Genomic DNA, 15,015 nt, shown 5'->3' on the forward strand with positions numbered 1-15,015 from the left:
TACACTAGCCGAAGTTTAGAGTTATAGATGAGGTTAATCATTATGAGCGATTTTGAGAAAGAGCTAGAGCAAATGGCGTCTCAAGTAGAGTCTGAGCCAGAAGTAGCGCTGCCTTCGATTGAAGAACAACGTGAAATTGCCGCAGAACTCAAAAGACTGGAAGCCGAAGGCAAGCTCACTCCAGAAGTGCTAGAGCACTATTTTGGTAAGTTCAACAAGGACAACCAAACCCCGATTCACTAGTATCTAGTACGATCGTTTCCCCGAAAGCCTCGAGATTGAAAATTCAACCTCGAGGCTTTTCTATCTCCAACCAAAATCATTATTGGCTTTTCCTCTAAGTGTTATTTGAAAATTAAACTAATGTACTAGTTAATTATATTCAATGTGCGCTGCATCAAATTAAAACATAATTCGTAAACTTAAGTAACACTGCGTCTCACAATTGAGAATGCTTTGTAACCAATTGTTAAATAAGATATTGAATAATTGCAACCGATTGCAATGGGATATGTGTCACAAGAATTAGTCTTGACGTATTAGTCCTGAATTACCTTAATATTAACTTTGTTACTAGATACACGCACAATATTTATTAAATGGAGATAATAATGCAAACGGCTCAATCTAGGAGCCAACGTGCAGTACTGTTGGCAGAGAATAATCTACAATCCAGTTTGTTAAAGGAATTATTAGAACAGAAGCTGGCTATGGATATTCGACTAATTTCTATCGAACGGCTTAACAATTACCAAACGCAACACAATGATCATGAGGTGTCGTTGATTATTGTTGATCAACCTGCATTGAGTGAACGTCATTTAACTAAGTACAACGAGCTGCGAAGTCACTTTGACGTAGAGGCACAAGAAGTACTTATCAATTCAAAACCGGGTATCAGACAGAGTGAACTGCTTCGATGGCAGCGCTTGGTAGGGATCTTCTATGGTACCGATGATATGGACAAACTCATCAAAGGGTTTAAATGCATCTTAAATGGTGAAATGTGGATGAGTCGCAAGTTGATTCATGAATACATTAAGCTCTATAGGCAGCGTTTGTGTGCATCAACGAACCCTTATTACACGCATCTAACCAAGCGAGAAAAGCAGATCATTAAATTGCTGGGTGAGGGGGCAACGAATGTGCAAATCGCAGAGGAGCTGTTCTTGAGCGAGAACACGGTAAAGGCTCATCTACACAATACTTTCAAGAAAATCAATGTTTCAAATCGTCTGCAGGCTTTGATTTGGGTGAAAGATAATGTGTCACCGCATGAGTATTTAACTTAGTTTTGCTACCTTGTGAGCTTATAGAGAAAAGCAGCTCCCTCGAAGGGAGCTGTTTATTTTTACTGTTGAGTAATTGTCGATGTATTGCCACTACCAATAATCATACTATTTGCGATGTGATTATCTCCTACTTGTGAGATAACGCTAACGTTATTGTCTCCCCAAATACTAGCATTAACTGAATTAAAACTGCCTACTTGTGAGATCATAAAGTCCGCGTCACCGGCACTGTTTCCATTACCCGTCACATCAATTGTCAGAGAGTTTTGACTACCATGCTGTAGTGTATCAATAGTGTTTTCGTCACCAAATGCCTCAGCCAAGGCCATGTTGTTTGCGCCGAACTTTTGTTCAATGGATAGCTCATTCTTATCACCGACAACGTTAATAGTTGCTTTAGAATCTGTTAGCTCTAATCCATTTACGTATCCTTGCTGAATCTTGGATTTGTTTTCGTTTCCTGTCTGAGCGATTGAGGCGTCTAAATTCGAACCTCTCACTTGATTAATTGTGGCTGTATCTCTATTTTGATTGGCATAAGTCTTGTCACTAACATTTAAAATCTTGGCTTTAGATTCCCCAGTAACACTTGCCTGGTCAATAGTCATGTTGGAGCTACCAGCGCCACTGGTATAAATCTCAGCAAGTGCGTTTGTTGTACTATCCCTTTGCTTAATGCTAGCCTCGCCAGCAGCGGTCTCTTGAACGATTATCGCGTCATTATTACCTGCTAGTGCGGTTTGATCGATGAATGCTTTACGCTTCTTCAAGTAGTTAGGGGCACTGCTTTCCTGTGTTTGAGTAATAGAAGCCGTTGAGTCGTCACCATATTGTTTGATTTTTGCAACAGCGCTGTCGTCACCAGTTTGAGAAATTACGGATGAACTCTCTGAAGCGTTAATCACAATACTCGCCTCGCTGCTGGCCAGTGTAGATTGGCTTGTCGCACCGCTAGAGTTATCACCTGTTATATTAATGGTTGACTCCGATGCAGTTGCCATACCTGTCATTGCCAATGTCAGAACGACTGACGCTGCTACTTTCGAATAATTCATTATTTCTTCCTTAAAATACCTAATAAAAAAATCTCTATTTAGGTAGGCGCCTTAAGCCCACAAAATGAATCTGCGAGAGCGGTTCATTTTGCCAAGTAGCCTATCTAACCTAATAGCTGGTGACGTCAACCGCCATTGAACTGGATACGTCCATGATGATGGCTTTTGGCGCACTACCTGCTTGTTCAATTCCCACGTTTGCTTTTGGCCCCGCCAATATGACGGCTGAGTGACCATTACCTAGCTGTGAAACACTAACTTTGCTGTGATGCCTCCCCTTCATATTTTTTTGTGTTACGAACACAAAGTTCTCGTTTCCGTCCTGTAGTAACAGGGCGGTATTATTCACTCCCTTTTGCAATAGTAGGGCGGTGTTGTCATCGCCACTTTGTGCTAGATAAGCCTGGTTTTGGCTGCCATCTTGGCTGACCAACACATAATTTCCATTACCATCGACAGTGACTTCGGCCCAGTTTGTACCCCAGTCATCACTCTGTTGAAAAATGTGCACAGTAGAGCCGCTAGAGCTTTCAATATCGACCTCTGAAACGTTAAGCTCGTTGGTCGATGCTAGATCTTGTTGATTCTCTATTTGCTCGATGGAACCAAAAGGTGAACTCTCGATCCCAGTCCCAAACTTGCCTTCATTTGTAATTGGGCTTGAGAGTGGTACTACATATCCCTTTAATGGATTCGCAACGACATTAACTGTGGTGGTTACTATTAGAAGTGTTCCTATTAAAAGGGCACCTGAACACTTCAAGACAAATAGTGTCAGAAAATTCGCTAAGCTCTTCATGCCATAACATTGACGCAACCTTGCTGATGTCCTATCCATGATCGTTACTCAGTTTTTATTATTCGGTGTACGTCCTAACTTTATCTACGTACCTTTGCGTGGGCTGTTACTGCCCATCTGTATCTAAATACTATGTATAAAAAGGCAAAGGCTTTATAAACTATCCCTAGTAATTGCGGAGGATAATTTTAAGTCACTGCGGCTAACTAATTCGGATTACTGGGCGTTATATGGTTTAGCGTTGCTTCTCGATAAATAAACGTAAGTTTATTTAGTGATGCATCTGCGTCTGAGGTCATGTTTTTTGGGAGTGCCTGGAGAAGGCTAAAGCTGAAAGGTGACTCGTTATCTATGAGGGTGAGTTCTGCTACGACTTACATGAATAAGACTTTTCTCATTACTGAGAATGTGGATTTAACTACATGAAATTTAAAAAATTAACTTGGTCACATCTATTACTTTGGTCTGCCAGGTTAAAAATCCTCTGTTATACTCTTGAATTAGAATGACTGAACGACCTACATGGAAGGATTTGTTATGTCAGATGATAAGGATATCGCACGCAACGCTATTCTTTTGGCCGGAAACAGCCTGCAATCTAATCTGCTCAAGGATTCCATAGAGCAAAAGGTTGCGCTCACTATACGCTTGGTGTCTCCTGAGACGCTATATAGCCAACGTGACGAAACGCTAGGTAGTGATACGAGTTATATCATTATTGATTACTCTGCGATTGGTAATAGAAACGTAGCCAAGTATTTAGAGGTGTTTGAAGACGTAGAGGGGTATACTCAAGAAATCCTGCTCAATGCCCCTTCTAATCTGGCTCATGCTGAAATGCTTAAGTGGCAGAATTTGGTCGGGGTTTTTTATGACACCGATACCATTGAAACCTTAGTCAACGGCTTTGAGCGTATTTTAGCCGGTGAGCTTTGGATGAGTCGTAAGCTTGTCTACGAATATGTGCATTTTTATAGACGTCGACAGTGCGCGAAAACCAGCCCTTACTACACAAAGCTTACTAAGCGCGAGCAGCAAATCATTAAACTGCTTGGCGATGGTGCCTCTAACACAGAGATTGCGGATGCCTTGTTTGTGAGCGAAAACACGGTTAAAGCGCATTTGCATAATGCCTTCAAGAAGATAAAAGTGAAGAATCGCCTGCAGGCGCTACTATGGGTTAAAAACAACGTCGCGACGAGCGAGTTCGTGCCGTAACAATTAGTCCTTAGTGTGTATCCCGTGGTAGCAATGTAAAGCAGAAGCCGAGCCTATTCGCTTCTGCTTTTTTACGTTTATCTACTGCTCATTGAGTTCACTACAAATACAGTTTCTATTACTTTTGAGCTCCTTTTGTTCAGGAGTTTCAGCGATGAGATGTCTTTTTACTGTCTTTCTTTTAAGCCTGGTGTCTAGCGTTAGTGTGGCTGGTCAATTTCGAGAGGGTATCCATTACCTCGAAATGGATAGGGAGCCTACAGTGACTCCGATGGTCATGCTATTTCACTCTCCCTATTGTGGACCTTGTGCCATGGTCCATGACCCAATTCTTAAGCTTGCTTCAGACAAAGGTATGGACATCAAGGAAGTTGTTGTCCCCGTTGGAAAGATAGGTAGTGAGATACAACAAGGGTATGTCGTCGCTAGGAGACAAAATAAAGCCCATGCTTATATCAAGGCGCTTATCCGTCGAATCCATTTTACTAAAGACGAGGCTCCTAGATATAGAAAGGATGTGTTGGACGTATTGGATGACTGCGGCGTTGATGCGAGCGAGTTCGAAACGCCAAGCCAGTGCATAAAAGACGAAGTAGGAGAGCACAACCTTTTGGTCAGTGAATACCGTATTCGCCAAACGCCAACGATTATCGTCAATGGTAACAAGCAAATTATTTTGCCTTCATTGAACAATATGGATGAGCTAGAGGCGCTGATCTCTGAGCTTTATCAAGGATGAAAAAACAGGGCCACGGGTAAGTTCCTTTTTCCGCATAGCCCTGTTTGCTGCTTACTCGTTGGGAACGTGCTCAAGCACTACAGTATTTCTGTGGTCTCGTTTGAATAGCGAGCGATGATAGGATTAGACATCGCGTTTGGGTCTTGGGAGGACCACATGCCTCTTTCCATTCCTTTCACGATAAGATGAATCACTGCAGCGTCAATGGCTGACATAATTGCTATGTTTACAGGCTCGTTATTACTGTATCCCATCTCAACTTCAAGTAACTCTTTGTAGTCGATAAAACGAAACGCCCCTAAGCCTATCTCATGAGAGGAAATGGTTTTAGACGTGGTGATACTCAGTAAGACTTGGCCACTGCGAACGTCCACCGCTCTGAGGTTTACTGTCACTTGGTCCGTTCTGTATTGCCCTGACGCACCAATGCCTAAGTATTTGGCACCAACACCACCTGTGCGTATGTTGGAGTCATAGGCGACGATGCCTCCCTCGATGACCACGTTGGCGGAGTTGAGCGACGATAGGTCAGCACCGTGATTCGAGATGCTTTTTTCCTTCTTTTGAGCCGCTCTGATTATTTTCCGTTCTGTTAGCAGGTTTTGCAGTCCCTCACGTTCCAAGGGAATAAACCACTGTGAGTCAAGTAACGAGGTCGTCAGCAACGATGTTCCACCTTGAGGAACTGCGGTTGAGAAGTTACTGTTTGGCTGGGGCTTGTATTGACCCGTCTGGTCTCTGAAATCATACACCGAGACTAAAATCTTTCCCGCAGGCTTAGGGAGTGACACGAGATCTGTGTAAGTTGCCCCTCTAGGCATTAGCTTTGGTGTCGCTGAGGTATCTGGAATATCTAGGGAATAAGCACACCCACCCAGCATTGCCGCTAGGCATAGCATAACGAGACCTTTCATAACACTTTCCTTGTAAATTAGAGGTCGGGATTGAGTCCAGAAACACTGATTTCTGTCGATTCACCAGTTAACTTATCGACGATTTGCACCAGTAGAGTGCCAGAATCGTCGACGACGTTTAGGAAGAAGTCATCGGTTTCGAGTTGTCCTGTGTTGCCGTTACCTATATCTGCAAGCAACTGACTGATTAATCGTGACTCCAAGCTTGAGGCTAGTCTGTCCAACGAAGATTCTTCTTCGAAGTCAAACGTGCTGGCATTTGGATCTTCGTAATCATTAATCGCGTTGGCGTGGTTGATCAAAATGGTACTGTTCAACGGATTCCCCCCAAAGCTTGGGTTGACTGGGGTATAGATAAGTTCCGTTCCTAACGCATACAGCGGCGTCATTATAGCTGCCGCTAACAGGGTAAGTTTCATGGTTGCTTTTGCCATCCCTGACTCCTTAGAATTCATCATGCTCTAAATCGAACGTGTCTAAATACAGCCTTTCTGCTTGCCAGCGGATCATATAATTGCCCACTACTCTAATGGCATCGTTCGCTCTATCTTTTGCTTGTCTTCGACCAGGTGAAAGAGCGGTTCTATATATCACTTGCCTCGAGTGAAACACTTCAATAATACTGCCGGACAATGCTGTAGGTATTTCTTTGACCGAAAGGTTTTCTTGTAAGTCTGGGTACTGATCGTTCAGTTGCTGAGAAAAGAAAAAATAAAAATCCTCACCCAGACGTGTAATCGTTCTATCGACGATGACACCGCTTACTTCGTTATAGTTGTAAAACGGAGAGGCTTCGTGGCTTTCGAGCTTGCCACCATTTTCAAGGGGGGCACTACTCTCCAAACTCTCCGCAGCCACGGTAGAGCTCGTCATGAGAAGCAAGGTTGCAATTGAAGGAAGCAGCTTATCCATCCCTAATCCCGTTTGAAATCCATTTCCGATACAAGAGAAGCGGTATAACACCGACACCATTAAGATTAATCCACCGAATATGAATCCAAAATAAACTAGAGCACTAGTTATTAGATTAATTTTTTCATACTTGCGATGACCATTTCATAGAAGATATTGCACATCTCATTGAGAACTTAATTTGATAAATCAATTTAAGTTTAGGGTTAATGTCCCCACCAATATTTACTCTTACCAAGGCGCAACAATATTCGACACGTTAACTGGACCTTAAATACATCTTGGGTGTTCATCCAATGTATTTACTCAGTTCATTTCGTAGTCAAACAAACATTGTTGAACGCAAGGAGAGCTTACATGGGATGGTCAAGAAACAGAGGACAATTGGTGTGGAATGGGGTAATTGGCGCCATTCTAATGGCGTCTACATCATTACCCGTTTCGTCCTCTCCATTAGTGCTGGCACCAAACGGCGGTTTGTCGTCGGGTGGCTCTTTTTTACATGGCGTGAGTGAGGACATTGTAAGCGATTATGAGGACCTCGCTTCGTATTCGGGAGACGTAGACAACCTGTCGGAGATAGAGACCGTCAACTCATTTGATTCGGTTGTTATCGTCTCGCAAAAAAGTCACGGACCTGGTGCAGGGAATCGGTCGAGAGTAAGGCAAGAAGGAGTGAGTAATACCGCTTTAGTAGGACAAAAGGGTAATAACAACGTGGCGTATATCAACCAAGAGGGTGATAACAACGCTGCTGCTGTTGGGCAAATAGGGTTTAACGGAGAAGCATTGGTCAATCAACAAGGTGACAACAACCTAGCGTTGCTGGGGCAGACCAACTTCTCAGGCTCGCCCAACAGGCTAAGCATCAACCAGCAAAATGACAACAATATAGCGCTTGTTGTTGCTGGAGGTGGTGCCAATCTCGGTATTTCGCAAGACGGTGGCGATGCAGCCATCATCAATGCGTCGAGTGCCATGAGAGTTTATATAAACCAAGCGAATTGAGTAGTAGCGCGGTTTAGAAAGAGTTTCTCGCAAGAGAAAAACTGTCGACAAGGAAAGAAAAAAAGGAAATAGGTGTGATTATGAAAAAGTTAGTTTTGTGTATAGGTTTGGCATTGGCTTCTACTACGGCTTTGGCGAATGGTCCTGCAACGGGTAAAGAAGTCAACTTCGGTGGCTACGGTCAACTGGCCAATCAAGGTCAAGACAACAACAGTGTGGTGCTACAAGCCAATGACCAAGGAACTACGGTCACGGTAACGCAGGGTGAACTCGGCGTGTTTGACGGTAACCGTTCCGCAGTCGATATTCGCTTGCAAAGCCCAGGTAACAATAATGATGTGGCGATTACACAGTCTGGTAATTTCAGCTTCAATGACTCTTTGGTTAAAATCGCAGGCAAAACTGGTGGCGCAGATGTCGATATCATGCAGACAGGTCACGCTAACGACTCTGTTGTGTACATGGCACACGATGAAGACAACTCAACTGTTTCAGTTACGCAAAACGGGGTAGATAACTGGTCTCGTGTTCGTTCTACTAATAAGAGTAAAGGTAACGAGACGACTGTAGTACAGAATGGCTTACAACAAGACTCTGAAGTTTGGTTTGATGCGGCATCATCTAACAACACAGTAGATGTTAAACAGGGTAAGAATACCTCTCGCTTTGATAACACGTCGATCGTGTCTCTGCGCGCTGCTAGTTCAGACAATGAAATCAGTGTGAACCAAAAAGGCAACCGCAACGACTCTAAAGTCTTCCTACATTCATCCACTAACAATATGGTAGACGTAACACAAACGTGGGATGATGCATCGTATGTTGCTCAAACAAACTCTCACAATACGTCAGTCACAGTGACTCAGTACTAATCTCCTATGAGCCTCTATATGAAAAAGGTTACCCTTTGGGTAACCTTTTTACTTTGTTCGACTTTCGCTGATGCCAATAACCTCGGTGAGTACATGAAATGTTACAAAGACGGTCCATTTTTCGTGGTTGAGCTCAGCGTAGGAGACGATGAAGCGCTAAGGATTCAAGTTACGACGAGCGACTCCTCCGTATTAACATCGAGTCAAAACGGTGGCGTGTCGAGTTTTTATCTTCAACGAGAAGCCTTTCCCTTGACTGTCATGAATACAGTTAATGAAGAGGTATTTGCTGTAGACGAACACTGTCATATCTCACCAAAATAAAAACCCTCCGCTTCGTTAGAAGGGAGGGTTTTTCAGCAAGCAAAGATGCTTAAAACTGTAATGAATGCTTATACACCCGCTTCTTTATACAAACGGCGGCAAGCTTTGCCATCGCTGTGGAATAGGTGACAACGGTGAGCTGGAATACCAATCTCAAACTTATCACCAACTTCAACAGAAAGCGTATCAGGCTGACGGTAGATAACGTCTGCATCTGCGCTTTCAAGGTTTAGATAAACCTGAGTTTCGTTACCTAGCTTTTCAACGATCATGACTTCGCCTTCCACTTTCGCATCGCCTTCTTCCGCCGATACCAAGTGCTCTGGACGTACGCCCATAGACATACGGTCACCTTTGTTAACGGTTGTGCCGTCAACAGGAATCCAGAAAGAGTCGCCATCAGAAAGCTGAACTTTAACGCGCTCTGCTTCCACTTCTTCGATGAATACGCTCATAAAGTTCATCTTAGGTGAACCAATGAAGCCAGCAACGAAGCGGTTATCAGGGTAGTGGTAAAGCTCAAGAGGCTTACCAACCTGCGCAACATAGCCTGCGTCTAGAACAACAATCTTGTCTGCCATTGTCATCGCTTCCACCTGATCGTGCGTTACGTAGATCATGGTGCAACCAAGCTGGCGTTGAAGTTTAGTGATTTGCGAACGCATGTTTACGCGAAGCGCAGCATCTAGGTTAGATAGCGGTTCGTCTAGTAGGAATACATTTGGCTGAGAGACTAGAGTACGACCGATAGCCACACGCTGACGCTGACCACCAGAAAGTGCTTTTGGTTGACGCTCTAGCAGGTGACCAAGCTGAAGGATTTCTGCAGCGTGCTCAACACGACGATCAATTTCTTTTTTGTCTGCTTTAGCAAGCTTCAGACCAAATGACATGTTGTCATATAGGTTAAGGTGAGGGTAAAGAGCGTAAGACTGGAATACCATGCCCACACCGCGCTTCGATGGCTCAACATCGTTCATGCGCTCGTCACCAATATACAAATCACCGGACGTGATGTCTTCTAAACCCGCGATACAACGTAGTAGAGTTGATTTACCACAACCTGATGGACCAACGAAGACAACAAATTCGCCTTCATTGATTTCTAGGTCGACATTCTTGGAGATCAGTACGTCACCGTACGCTTTACTAACATTTTTTAACGTGACACTCGCCATGTAGCTCGTCCTCGATTCATTTTTCTTTCCGTCGGTCATTATAGAGATAATTCGACAGGTAATAATAGTAGGAAATTGGTCAGTGTGTGACTCCAGCGACAAGGCTGAAGCGTTAGGACTGTTTTGCTTATGATATTAGGGTTTTATGTTCCTTCGTTAGTGCAAATTGTCCTAGATGGAAAGAAAAAAGGGTGGCGCTGTACGATTTGGCGCCACCCTCAAAGCCAAGACTTCGCTAGTATCCCCCGACACAAATTGAAAACCTCCCCCGTAAAATAAATTACCACTAGTACTTCAATTTATGACTACTTGGCGAGCCCGGCGATGAAAACCCAGTATACGTTCCTTGTAGAAACTGATAGAGACAAGCTCTTACTGGTAAAGGGTTCTTACCATCCACTCTTGGATGACTGCAGTTTCCTTGATTGAGGTCGCTCAGACATCCTCCTGACAAAAATAATTATGGGGGTAGTAGAAAAGGAGGAGGAGGATAGGGGGGTAGAAATGACGTGTGAGATCTTGGTCAAAAATTTGCGCCTGATAATAGTGAATTCTGTCACAAGTGCAGATTGTTTTGTGATGTTGATCTATAGTCTTGAGCGATTGAGGTCACGGAAATCAACGCTTGTAGCGAGGGCGTAGAGAGTAGGATGATGAGAGCTTGCTGTATTTTTTAGATGATACTCGTCGAAACTTGGGAAATCCTCTGGATGAACCTCTGGATGAACCTGCGATCAAAACTATAAAAAGGATATAAACATGAAAAAAGCCCTAAGCACTGTAGCTCTAGGTACCCTAGTAGCTCTAGGTTCTTTTGGTGCAAACGCTGCTATCGAAGAAGGACAACTTACCATTTGGATTAATGGTGACAAAGGTTACAACGGTCTTGCAGAAGTAGGTAAAAAGTTCGAAGAAGACACAGGCATCAAAGTGACAGTTGCTCACCCAGATGGTCTTGAAGCTCGCTTCCCTCAAGTTGCAGCGACTGGTGATGGTCCTGATATCATTTTCTGGGCACACGACCGTTTCGGTGAGTATGCTCAAGCAGGTTTGCTAGCTGAGGTTAAACCTTCTAAAGAAACTAAAGAAGGCATCGTTGATTTCGCATGGGACGCAGTTAAGTACGACGGCAAAATCATCGGTTACCCAGTAGCAGTTGAATCTCTATCTCTAATCTACAACAAAGATTTGGTTCCAAACCCACCTAAGACTTGGGAAGAAGTTGAAGCATTGAACGCAAAACTTGCTAAAGATGGCAAGACTGCAATCATGTGGAACCTAAAAGAACCGTACTTCACATGGCCTCTAATGGCTGCTGACGGCGGCTATGCATTCAAATACAACGGTGGTAGCTACGATGTTAAAGACGCAGGTATCGCTAAAGAAGGTGTGAAGGACGCGCTTAGCTTTGTTAAAGGTCTAGTAGACAAAGGCGTTATCTCTGCAGACATGGACTACTCAGTATCTGAGTCTGCGTTCAACCAAGGTAAGACTGCAATGACTATCAACGGTCCATGGTCTTGGGCGAACATCGAGAAGTCTGGCATCAACTACGGTGTTGCTACGCTTCCTAAGTTCAACGGTCAAGCTTCTAAGCCTTTCGTTGGCGTACTAACAGCAGGTATCAGCACTGCGTCACCTAACCGTGACCTAGCGGTTGAGTTCCTAGAGAACTACCTACTAACTAACGACGGTCTACGTGAAGTGAACAACGACAAGCCACTAGGCGCAGTTGCTCTAACTTCATTCCAAGACGAGCTAGGTTCTGATGCACGTATCGCAGCGACAATGGACAACGCGATGAACGGTGAAATCATGCCTAACGTTCCACAAATGAGCGCATTCTGGGCTTCTGCTAAGAACGCTATCATCAACGTAGTTGACGGTCGCCAATCAGTTGACGCAGCTGTTGCTGATGCTGAAAAGCAAATGACGAAGTAATTTTCTAGAACTACCCTTTAAGGAGGGGGTAACCCCTCCTTCTTTTATTTTTTGTATTATCGCTAGCAGGTCCTTTTATGCAGTCAGTTCAAGGTACAGATGCCATGTCAGCTGAAACTAGTACAGTTCCAAGCAGCAAGAAAGTATTCATCAAGTGGGGACTTCTTGGCTCAGTGGGACTTATCAATGGTTACGCGACTATTCTTATGTATTCCCGTGGTGAGCTTGCATTCGCATTGCTTACTGTGATTCTTACCGCTCTGGCACTCTATATTTTCGGCAGTAAGAAAACGTACGCACACCGTTATATCTATCCAGGTATCGCGGGTATGATCCTTTTTATTCTTTTCCCTTTGGCGTACACGGTAGGCCTTGCCTTCACGAACTACAGCGCGAAGAACCAACTCTCTTTGGAAAGAACTCAAAACGTTCTTATGCAGCGTACTTTCCAAACGGGTGAGAGCTTCTCGTTTGATCTTTATAAGACAGAAAACGGTCACCGCATCTACGTGAAAGACGGTGAACAGCTGCTCGCTACACCTGAATTTGATATCTCTAGCCCATCTGCTGATTACGACCTATCGGCGGTAGATACTCAGGCTGGTGATAAGGAACAGATCAAAACGATCATCCAAAACCGTTCTACTTTGAACACGATTGATCTGCATATGCCGAGTGGTGAAGACATTCGTATGAGTGGTCTTCGTAAGTTCGCATCGGTACAGCCGCTTTATACGTTTGTTGAAGGCACTGATGACCTACGCGACAACAAGACTGGCGATCTACTACGTCCAAATATGGAAGTAGGTTTCTACCAACCAGTGAATGACAATGGTGAGTTTGTTGGTAACACAGTCTCTCCTGGCTTCATTGTAGGTATTGGTACACATAACTTTGAACGTGTCTGGAAAGACGACGGTATCAAAGAGCCATTCATCAGCATCTTCATCTGGACAATCGTATTCTCTGCAGTGAGCGTCGCGCTAACGGTACTGATTGGTCTTATCCTGGCGAGTGTTGTTCAATGGGAAGCACTACGCGGTCGCGCTGTTTATCGTGTACTACTGATTCTTCCATACGCGGTACCAGCATTTATCTCGATTCTTATCTTTAAGGGTTTGTTCAACCAAAGCTTTGGTGAAGTGAACATGCTACTTGAAGGTCTATTTGGCATTAGCCCGAGCTGGTTCTCTGATCCACTGATGGCTAAAGTGATGATTCTTATCGTGAACACTTGGCTAGGTTTCCCTTACATGATGATTCTATGTATGGGTATGCTAAAAGCGATTCCTGATGACCTGTATGAAGCGTCTGCTATCGACGGCTCAAACTTCATCTCGAACTTCACTAAGATCACAATGCCACTGATGATTAAGCCGCTAACTCCGCTACTAATTGCAAGTTTCGCGTTTAACTTCAACAACTTCGTACTGATTGCCCTTCTAACGAATGGTGGTCCTAACATGATTGGTACTTCTGAGCCAGCGGGTTACACCGACCTATTGGTTAACTACACGTACCGTATCGCGTTTGAAGGTTCTGGTGGTCAAGACTTCGGTCTAGCGAGTGCAATCGCAACACTGATCTTCCTACTAGTAGGTGCACTAGCACTACTTAACCTACGCGTCACGAAAGTAGCTCAAGACTAAGGAGGCCTAAAATGGCAATGGTACAAGGTAAGTCATTAAAATACCGCGTTTGGGCAACACACATCGCTATGTGGGCTTTCCTATCGCTGATTATTTTCCCACTACTGATGATTATCGCTATCTCATTCCGTGAAGGTAACTTCGCGACAGGTAGCCTAATCCCAGAGAACCCATCGCTAGAACACTGGAAACTAGCACTAGGTTTCTCGGTAACGAACGCAGACGGCTCAGTAACACCGCCTCCGTTCCCAGTACTAACTTGGTTGTGGAACTCAATTAAAGTTGCGGGTATTTCATCAATCTTGATTGTATGTCTATCAACAACGTCTGCTTACGCATTTGCTCGTATGCGCTTTAAAGGTAAGTCAACCATCCTAAAAGCGATGATGATTTTCCAGATGTTCCCAGCAGTACTAGCACTGGTAGCGATTTACGCATTGTTCGATAAACTAGGTCAGTACATTCCGTTCCTAGGGTTGAATACACACGGCGGTCTGATTTTCTCTTACTTGGGTGGTATTGCACTTCACGTCTGGACAATCAAAGGCTACTTCGAAACGATTGATGGCTCTCTAGAAGAAGCTGCAGCACTTGATGGTGCAACGCCATGGCAAGCATTCCGCCTAGTTCTTCTGCCACTATCAGTGCCAATTCTAGCGGTTGTATTTATTCTGTCGTTCATCATGGTTGTTGGTGAAGTACCGGTAGCATCACTACTACTTTCTGATGTAAACTCGTACACACTAGCGGTTGGTATGCAGCAGTACTTGTACCCTCAGAACTACCTATGGGGTGACTTCGCGGCAGCGGCAGTACTATCAGCACTACCTATCACAGTCGTATTCCTACTCGCACAGCGTTGGCTGGTTGGTGGTTTGACCGCCGGCGGTGTCAAAGGATAAAAACGATAAGGGTGACCGCAAGGTCACCCATTTTTTTGTCTTGTTTAACACCTATTGGTTTGGCCGCCGACAAGTTAAATAAGCAACACTGGTGTTACGTATAGCTGGCTGTTAAACGGATTCCTTACTATCACGACTAACAGTTCTTGTAACCGACGCCCGAGCATTCGCTCGGGCTTCTTCTTTTCTACACCTAGATGACTTTTCCCACT

The 15,015-nt window shown here is 44.2% G+C and carries 16 protein-coding genes; 10 read left to right on the forward strand and 6 right to left on the reverse strand.

Annotated features, from left to right (window positions below):
* Nucleotides 1–42: 42 nt before the first annotated feature.
* Both LY387_RS22120 and LY387_RS22125 read left to right on the forward strand, forming a co-directional pair.
* Nucleotides 43–243 (forward strand): restriction endonuclease subunit S, encoded by a 201-nt coding sequence (locus tag LY387_RS22120; RefSeq protein ID WP_234496360.1) that lies wholly within the window; start codon nt 43–45, stop codon nt 241–243.
* 368 nt (nt 244–611) lie between these two features.
* Nucleotides 612–1,292 (forward strand): LuxR C-terminal-related transcriptional regulator, encoded by a 681-nt coding sequence (locus LY387_RS22125; RefSeq protein ID WP_234496361.1) that lies wholly within the window; start codon nt 612–614, stop codon nt 1,290–1,292.
* A gap of 59 nt (nt 1,293–1,351) precedes the next feature.
* On the opposite strand, the gene LY387_RS22130 is transcribed toward LY387_RS22125, so the two are convergent.
* Entirely contained in the window at nt 1,352–2,347 is a 996-nt protein-coding gene (locus LY387_RS22130; RefSeq protein WP_234496362.1) for a hypothetical protein, read from the reverse strand.
* Between the two features lie 109 nt (nt 2,348–2,456).
* The gene (locus tag LY387_RS22135; protein ID WP_234496363.1) at nt 2,457–3,185 is read right to left on the reverse strand and encodes a hypothetical protein; all 729 of its coding nucleotides are present in this window, start codon (nt 3,183–3,185) and stop codon (nt 2,457–2,459) included.
* A 498-nt stretch (nt 3,186–3,683) separates the two neighbouring features.
* Between LY387_RS22135 and LY387_RS22140 the strand changes: the two genes are divergently transcribed.
* Both LY387_RS22140 and LY387_RS22145 read left to right on the forward strand, forming a co-directional pair.
* The gene (locus tag LY387_RS22140; protein WP_234496364.1) at nt 3,684–4,364 is read left to right on the forward strand and encodes a LuxR C-terminal-related transcriptional regulator; all 681 of its coding nucleotides are present in this window, start codon (nt 3,684–3,686) and stop codon (nt 4,362–4,364) included.
* A 271-nt stretch (nt 4,365–4,635) separates the two neighbouring features.
* The gene (locus LY387_RS22145) at nt 4,636–5,103 is read left to right on the forward strand and encodes a DsbA family protein (RefSeq protein WP_234497826.1); all 468 of its coding nucleotides are present in this window, start codon (nt 4,636–4,638) and stop codon (nt 5,101–5,103) included.
* A 77-nt stretch (nt 5,104–5,180) separates the two neighbouring features.
* Here LY387_RS22145 and LY387_RS22150 read toward each other — a convergent pair whose 3' ends face one another.
* Genes LY387_RS22150 through LY387_RS22160 form a run of 3 tightly spaced genes read right to left on the reverse strand, consistent with a single transcriptional unit; the run spans nt 5,181 to nt 6,890 of the window.
* A complete protein-coding gene (locus LY387_RS22150) occupies nt 5,181–6,017 on the reverse strand; it encodes a CsgG/HfaB family protein (RefSeq protein ID WP_234496365.1) in 837 nt (278 codons plus the stop codon).
* A gap of 17 nt (nt 6,018–6,034) precedes the next feature.
* On the reverse strand, nt 6,035–6,436 hold the full coding sequence (locus LY387_RS22155; protein ID WP_234497827.1) for a curli assembly protein CsgF: 402 nt from the start codon (nt 6,434–6,436) through the stop codon (nt 6,035–6,037).
* A gap of 25 nt (nt 6,437–6,461) precedes the next feature.
* Complete coding sequence (locus LY387_RS22160) at nt 6,462–6,890, reverse strand: curli production assembly/transport protein CsgE (RefSeq protein WP_234497828.1); 429 nt, start codon at nt 6,888–6,890, stop codon at nt 6,462–6,464.
* A gap of 396 nt (nt 6,891–7,286) precedes the next feature.
* Here LY387_RS22160 and LY387_RS22165 point away from each other — a divergent pair, with 396 nt between their 5' ends.
* The 3 genes from LY387_RS22165 (at nt 7,287) to LY387_RS22175 (ending at nt 9,133) form a co-directional block, all read left to right on the forward strand.
* Entirely contained in the window at nt 7,287–7,937 is a 651-nt protein-coding gene (locus LY387_RS22165) for a curlin subunit CsgB (protein ID WP_234496366.1), read from the forward strand.
* 80 nt (nt 7,938–8,017) lie between these two features.
* On the forward strand, nt 8,018–8,809 hold the full coding sequence (locus LY387_RS22170) for a hypothetical protein (protein WP_234496367.1): 792 nt from the start codon (nt 8,018–8,020) through the stop codon (nt 8,807–8,809).
* A gap of 18 nt (nt 8,810–8,827) precedes the next feature.
* Nucleotides 8,828–9,133 (forward strand): hypothetical protein, encoded by a 306-nt coding sequence (locus LY387_RS22175; RefSeq protein WP_234496368.1) that lies wholly within the window; start codon nt 8,828–8,830, stop codon nt 9,131–9,133.
* 68 nt (nt 9,134–9,201) lie between these two features.
* Here LY387_RS22175 and malK read toward each other — a convergent pair whose 3' ends face one another.
* On the reverse strand, nt 9,202–10,311 hold the full coding sequence (gene malK / locus LY387_RS22180; RefSeq protein WP_234496369.1) for a maltose/maltodextrin ABC transporter ATP-binding protein MalK: 1,110 nt from the start codon (nt 10,309–10,311) through the stop codon (nt 9,202–9,204).
* Between the two features lie 759 nt (nt 10,312–11,070).
* Between malK and malE the strand changes: the two genes are divergently transcribed.
* The 3 genes from malE (at nt 11,071) to malG (ending at nt 14,803) form a co-directional block, all read left to right on the forward strand.
* A complete protein-coding gene (malE, locus tag LY387_RS22185; RefSeq protein WP_234496370.1) occupies nt 11,071–12,252 on the forward strand; it encodes a maltose/maltodextrin ABC transporter substrate-binding protein MalE in 1,182 nt (393 codons plus the stop codon).
* Nucleotides 12,253–12,329: 77 nt separating this feature from the next.
* On the forward strand, nt 12,330–13,901 hold the full coding sequence (malF, locus tag LY387_RS22190) for a maltose ABC transporter permease MalF (protein ID WP_234496371.1): 1,572 nt from the start codon (nt 12,330–12,332) through the stop codon (nt 13,899–13,901).
* An 11-nt stretch (nt 13,902–13,912) separates the two neighbouring features.
* Entirely contained in the window at nt 13,913–14,803 is an 891-nt protein-coding gene (malG, locus tag LY387_RS22195; protein ID WP_042469972.1) for a maltose ABC transporter permease MalG, read from the forward strand.
* The last annotated feature ends 212 nt before the right edge of the window (nt 14,804–15,015 follow it).

The sequence above is a fragment of the Vibrio maritimus genome, assembly GCF_021441885.1.
Classification (GTDB): Bacteria; Pseudomonadota; Gammaproteobacteria; order Enterobacterales; family Vibrionaceae; genus Vibrio; species Vibrio maritimus_B.

Bases quoted from the DNA above. Each gene is read 5' to 3' on its own strand.
- LY387_RS22120 (WP_234496360.1), top strand. From the start codon at position 43: ATGAGCGATTTTGAGAAAGAGCTAGAGCAAATGGCGTCTCAAGTAGAG.
- LY387_RS22125 (WP_234496361.1), top strand. From the start codon at position 612: ATGCAAACGGCTCAATCTAGGAGCCAACGTGCAGTACTGTTGGCAGAG.
- LY387_RS22130 (WP_234496362.1), bottom strand. From the start codon at position 2,347: ATGAATTATTCGAAAGTAGCAGCGTCAGTCGTTCTGACATTGGCAATG.
- LY387_RS22135 (WP_234496363.1), bottom strand. From the start codon at position 3,185: ATGGATAGGACATCAGCAAGGTTGCGTCAATGTTATGGCATGAAGAGC.
- LY387_RS22140 (WP_234496364.1), top strand. From the start codon at position 3,684: ATGTCAGATGATAAGGATATCGCACGCAACGCTATTCTTTTGGCCGGA.
- LY387_RS22145 (WP_234497826.1), top strand. From the start codon at position 4,636: ATGGTCATGCTATTTCACTCTCCCTATTGTGGACCTTGTGCCATGGTC.
- LY387_RS22150 (WP_234496365.1), bottom strand. From the start codon at position 6,017: ATGAAAGGTCTCGTTATGCTATGCCTAGCGGCAATGCTGGGTGGGTGT.
- LY387_RS22155 (WP_234497827.1), bottom strand. From the start codon at position 6,436: ATGAAACTTACCCTGTTAGCGGCAGCTATAATGACGCCGCTGTATGCG.
- LY387_RS22160 (WP_234497828.1), bottom strand. From the start codon at position 6,890: ATGACGAGCTCTACCGTGGCTGCGGAGAGTTTGGAGAGTAGTGCCCCC.
- LY387_RS22165 (WP_234496366.1), top strand. From the start codon at position 7,287: ATGGGATGGTCAAGAAACAGAGGACAATTGGTGTGGAATGGGGTAATT.
- LY387_RS22170 (WP_234496367.1), top strand. From the start codon at position 8,018: ATGAAAAAGTTAGTTTTGTGTATAGGTTTGGCATTGGCTTCTACTACG.
- LY387_RS22175 (WP_234496368.1), top strand. From the start codon at position 8,828: ATGAAAAAGGTTACCCTTTGGGTAACCTTTTTACTTTGTTCGACTTTC.
- malK (WP_234496369.1), bottom strand. From the start codon at position 10,311: ATGGCGAGTGTCACGTTAAAAAATGTTAGTAAAGCGTACGGTGACGTA.
- malE (WP_234496370.1), top strand. From the start codon at position 11,071: ATGAAAAAAGCCCTAAGCACTGTAGCTCTAGGTACCCTAGTAGCTCTA.
- malF (WP_234496371.1), top strand. From the start codon at position 12,330: ATGCAGTCAGTTCAAGGTACAGATGCCATGTCAGCTGAAACTAGTACA.
- malG (WP_042469972.1), top strand. From the start codon at position 13,913: ATGGCAATGGTACAAGGTAAGTCATTAAAATACCGCGTTTGGGCAACA.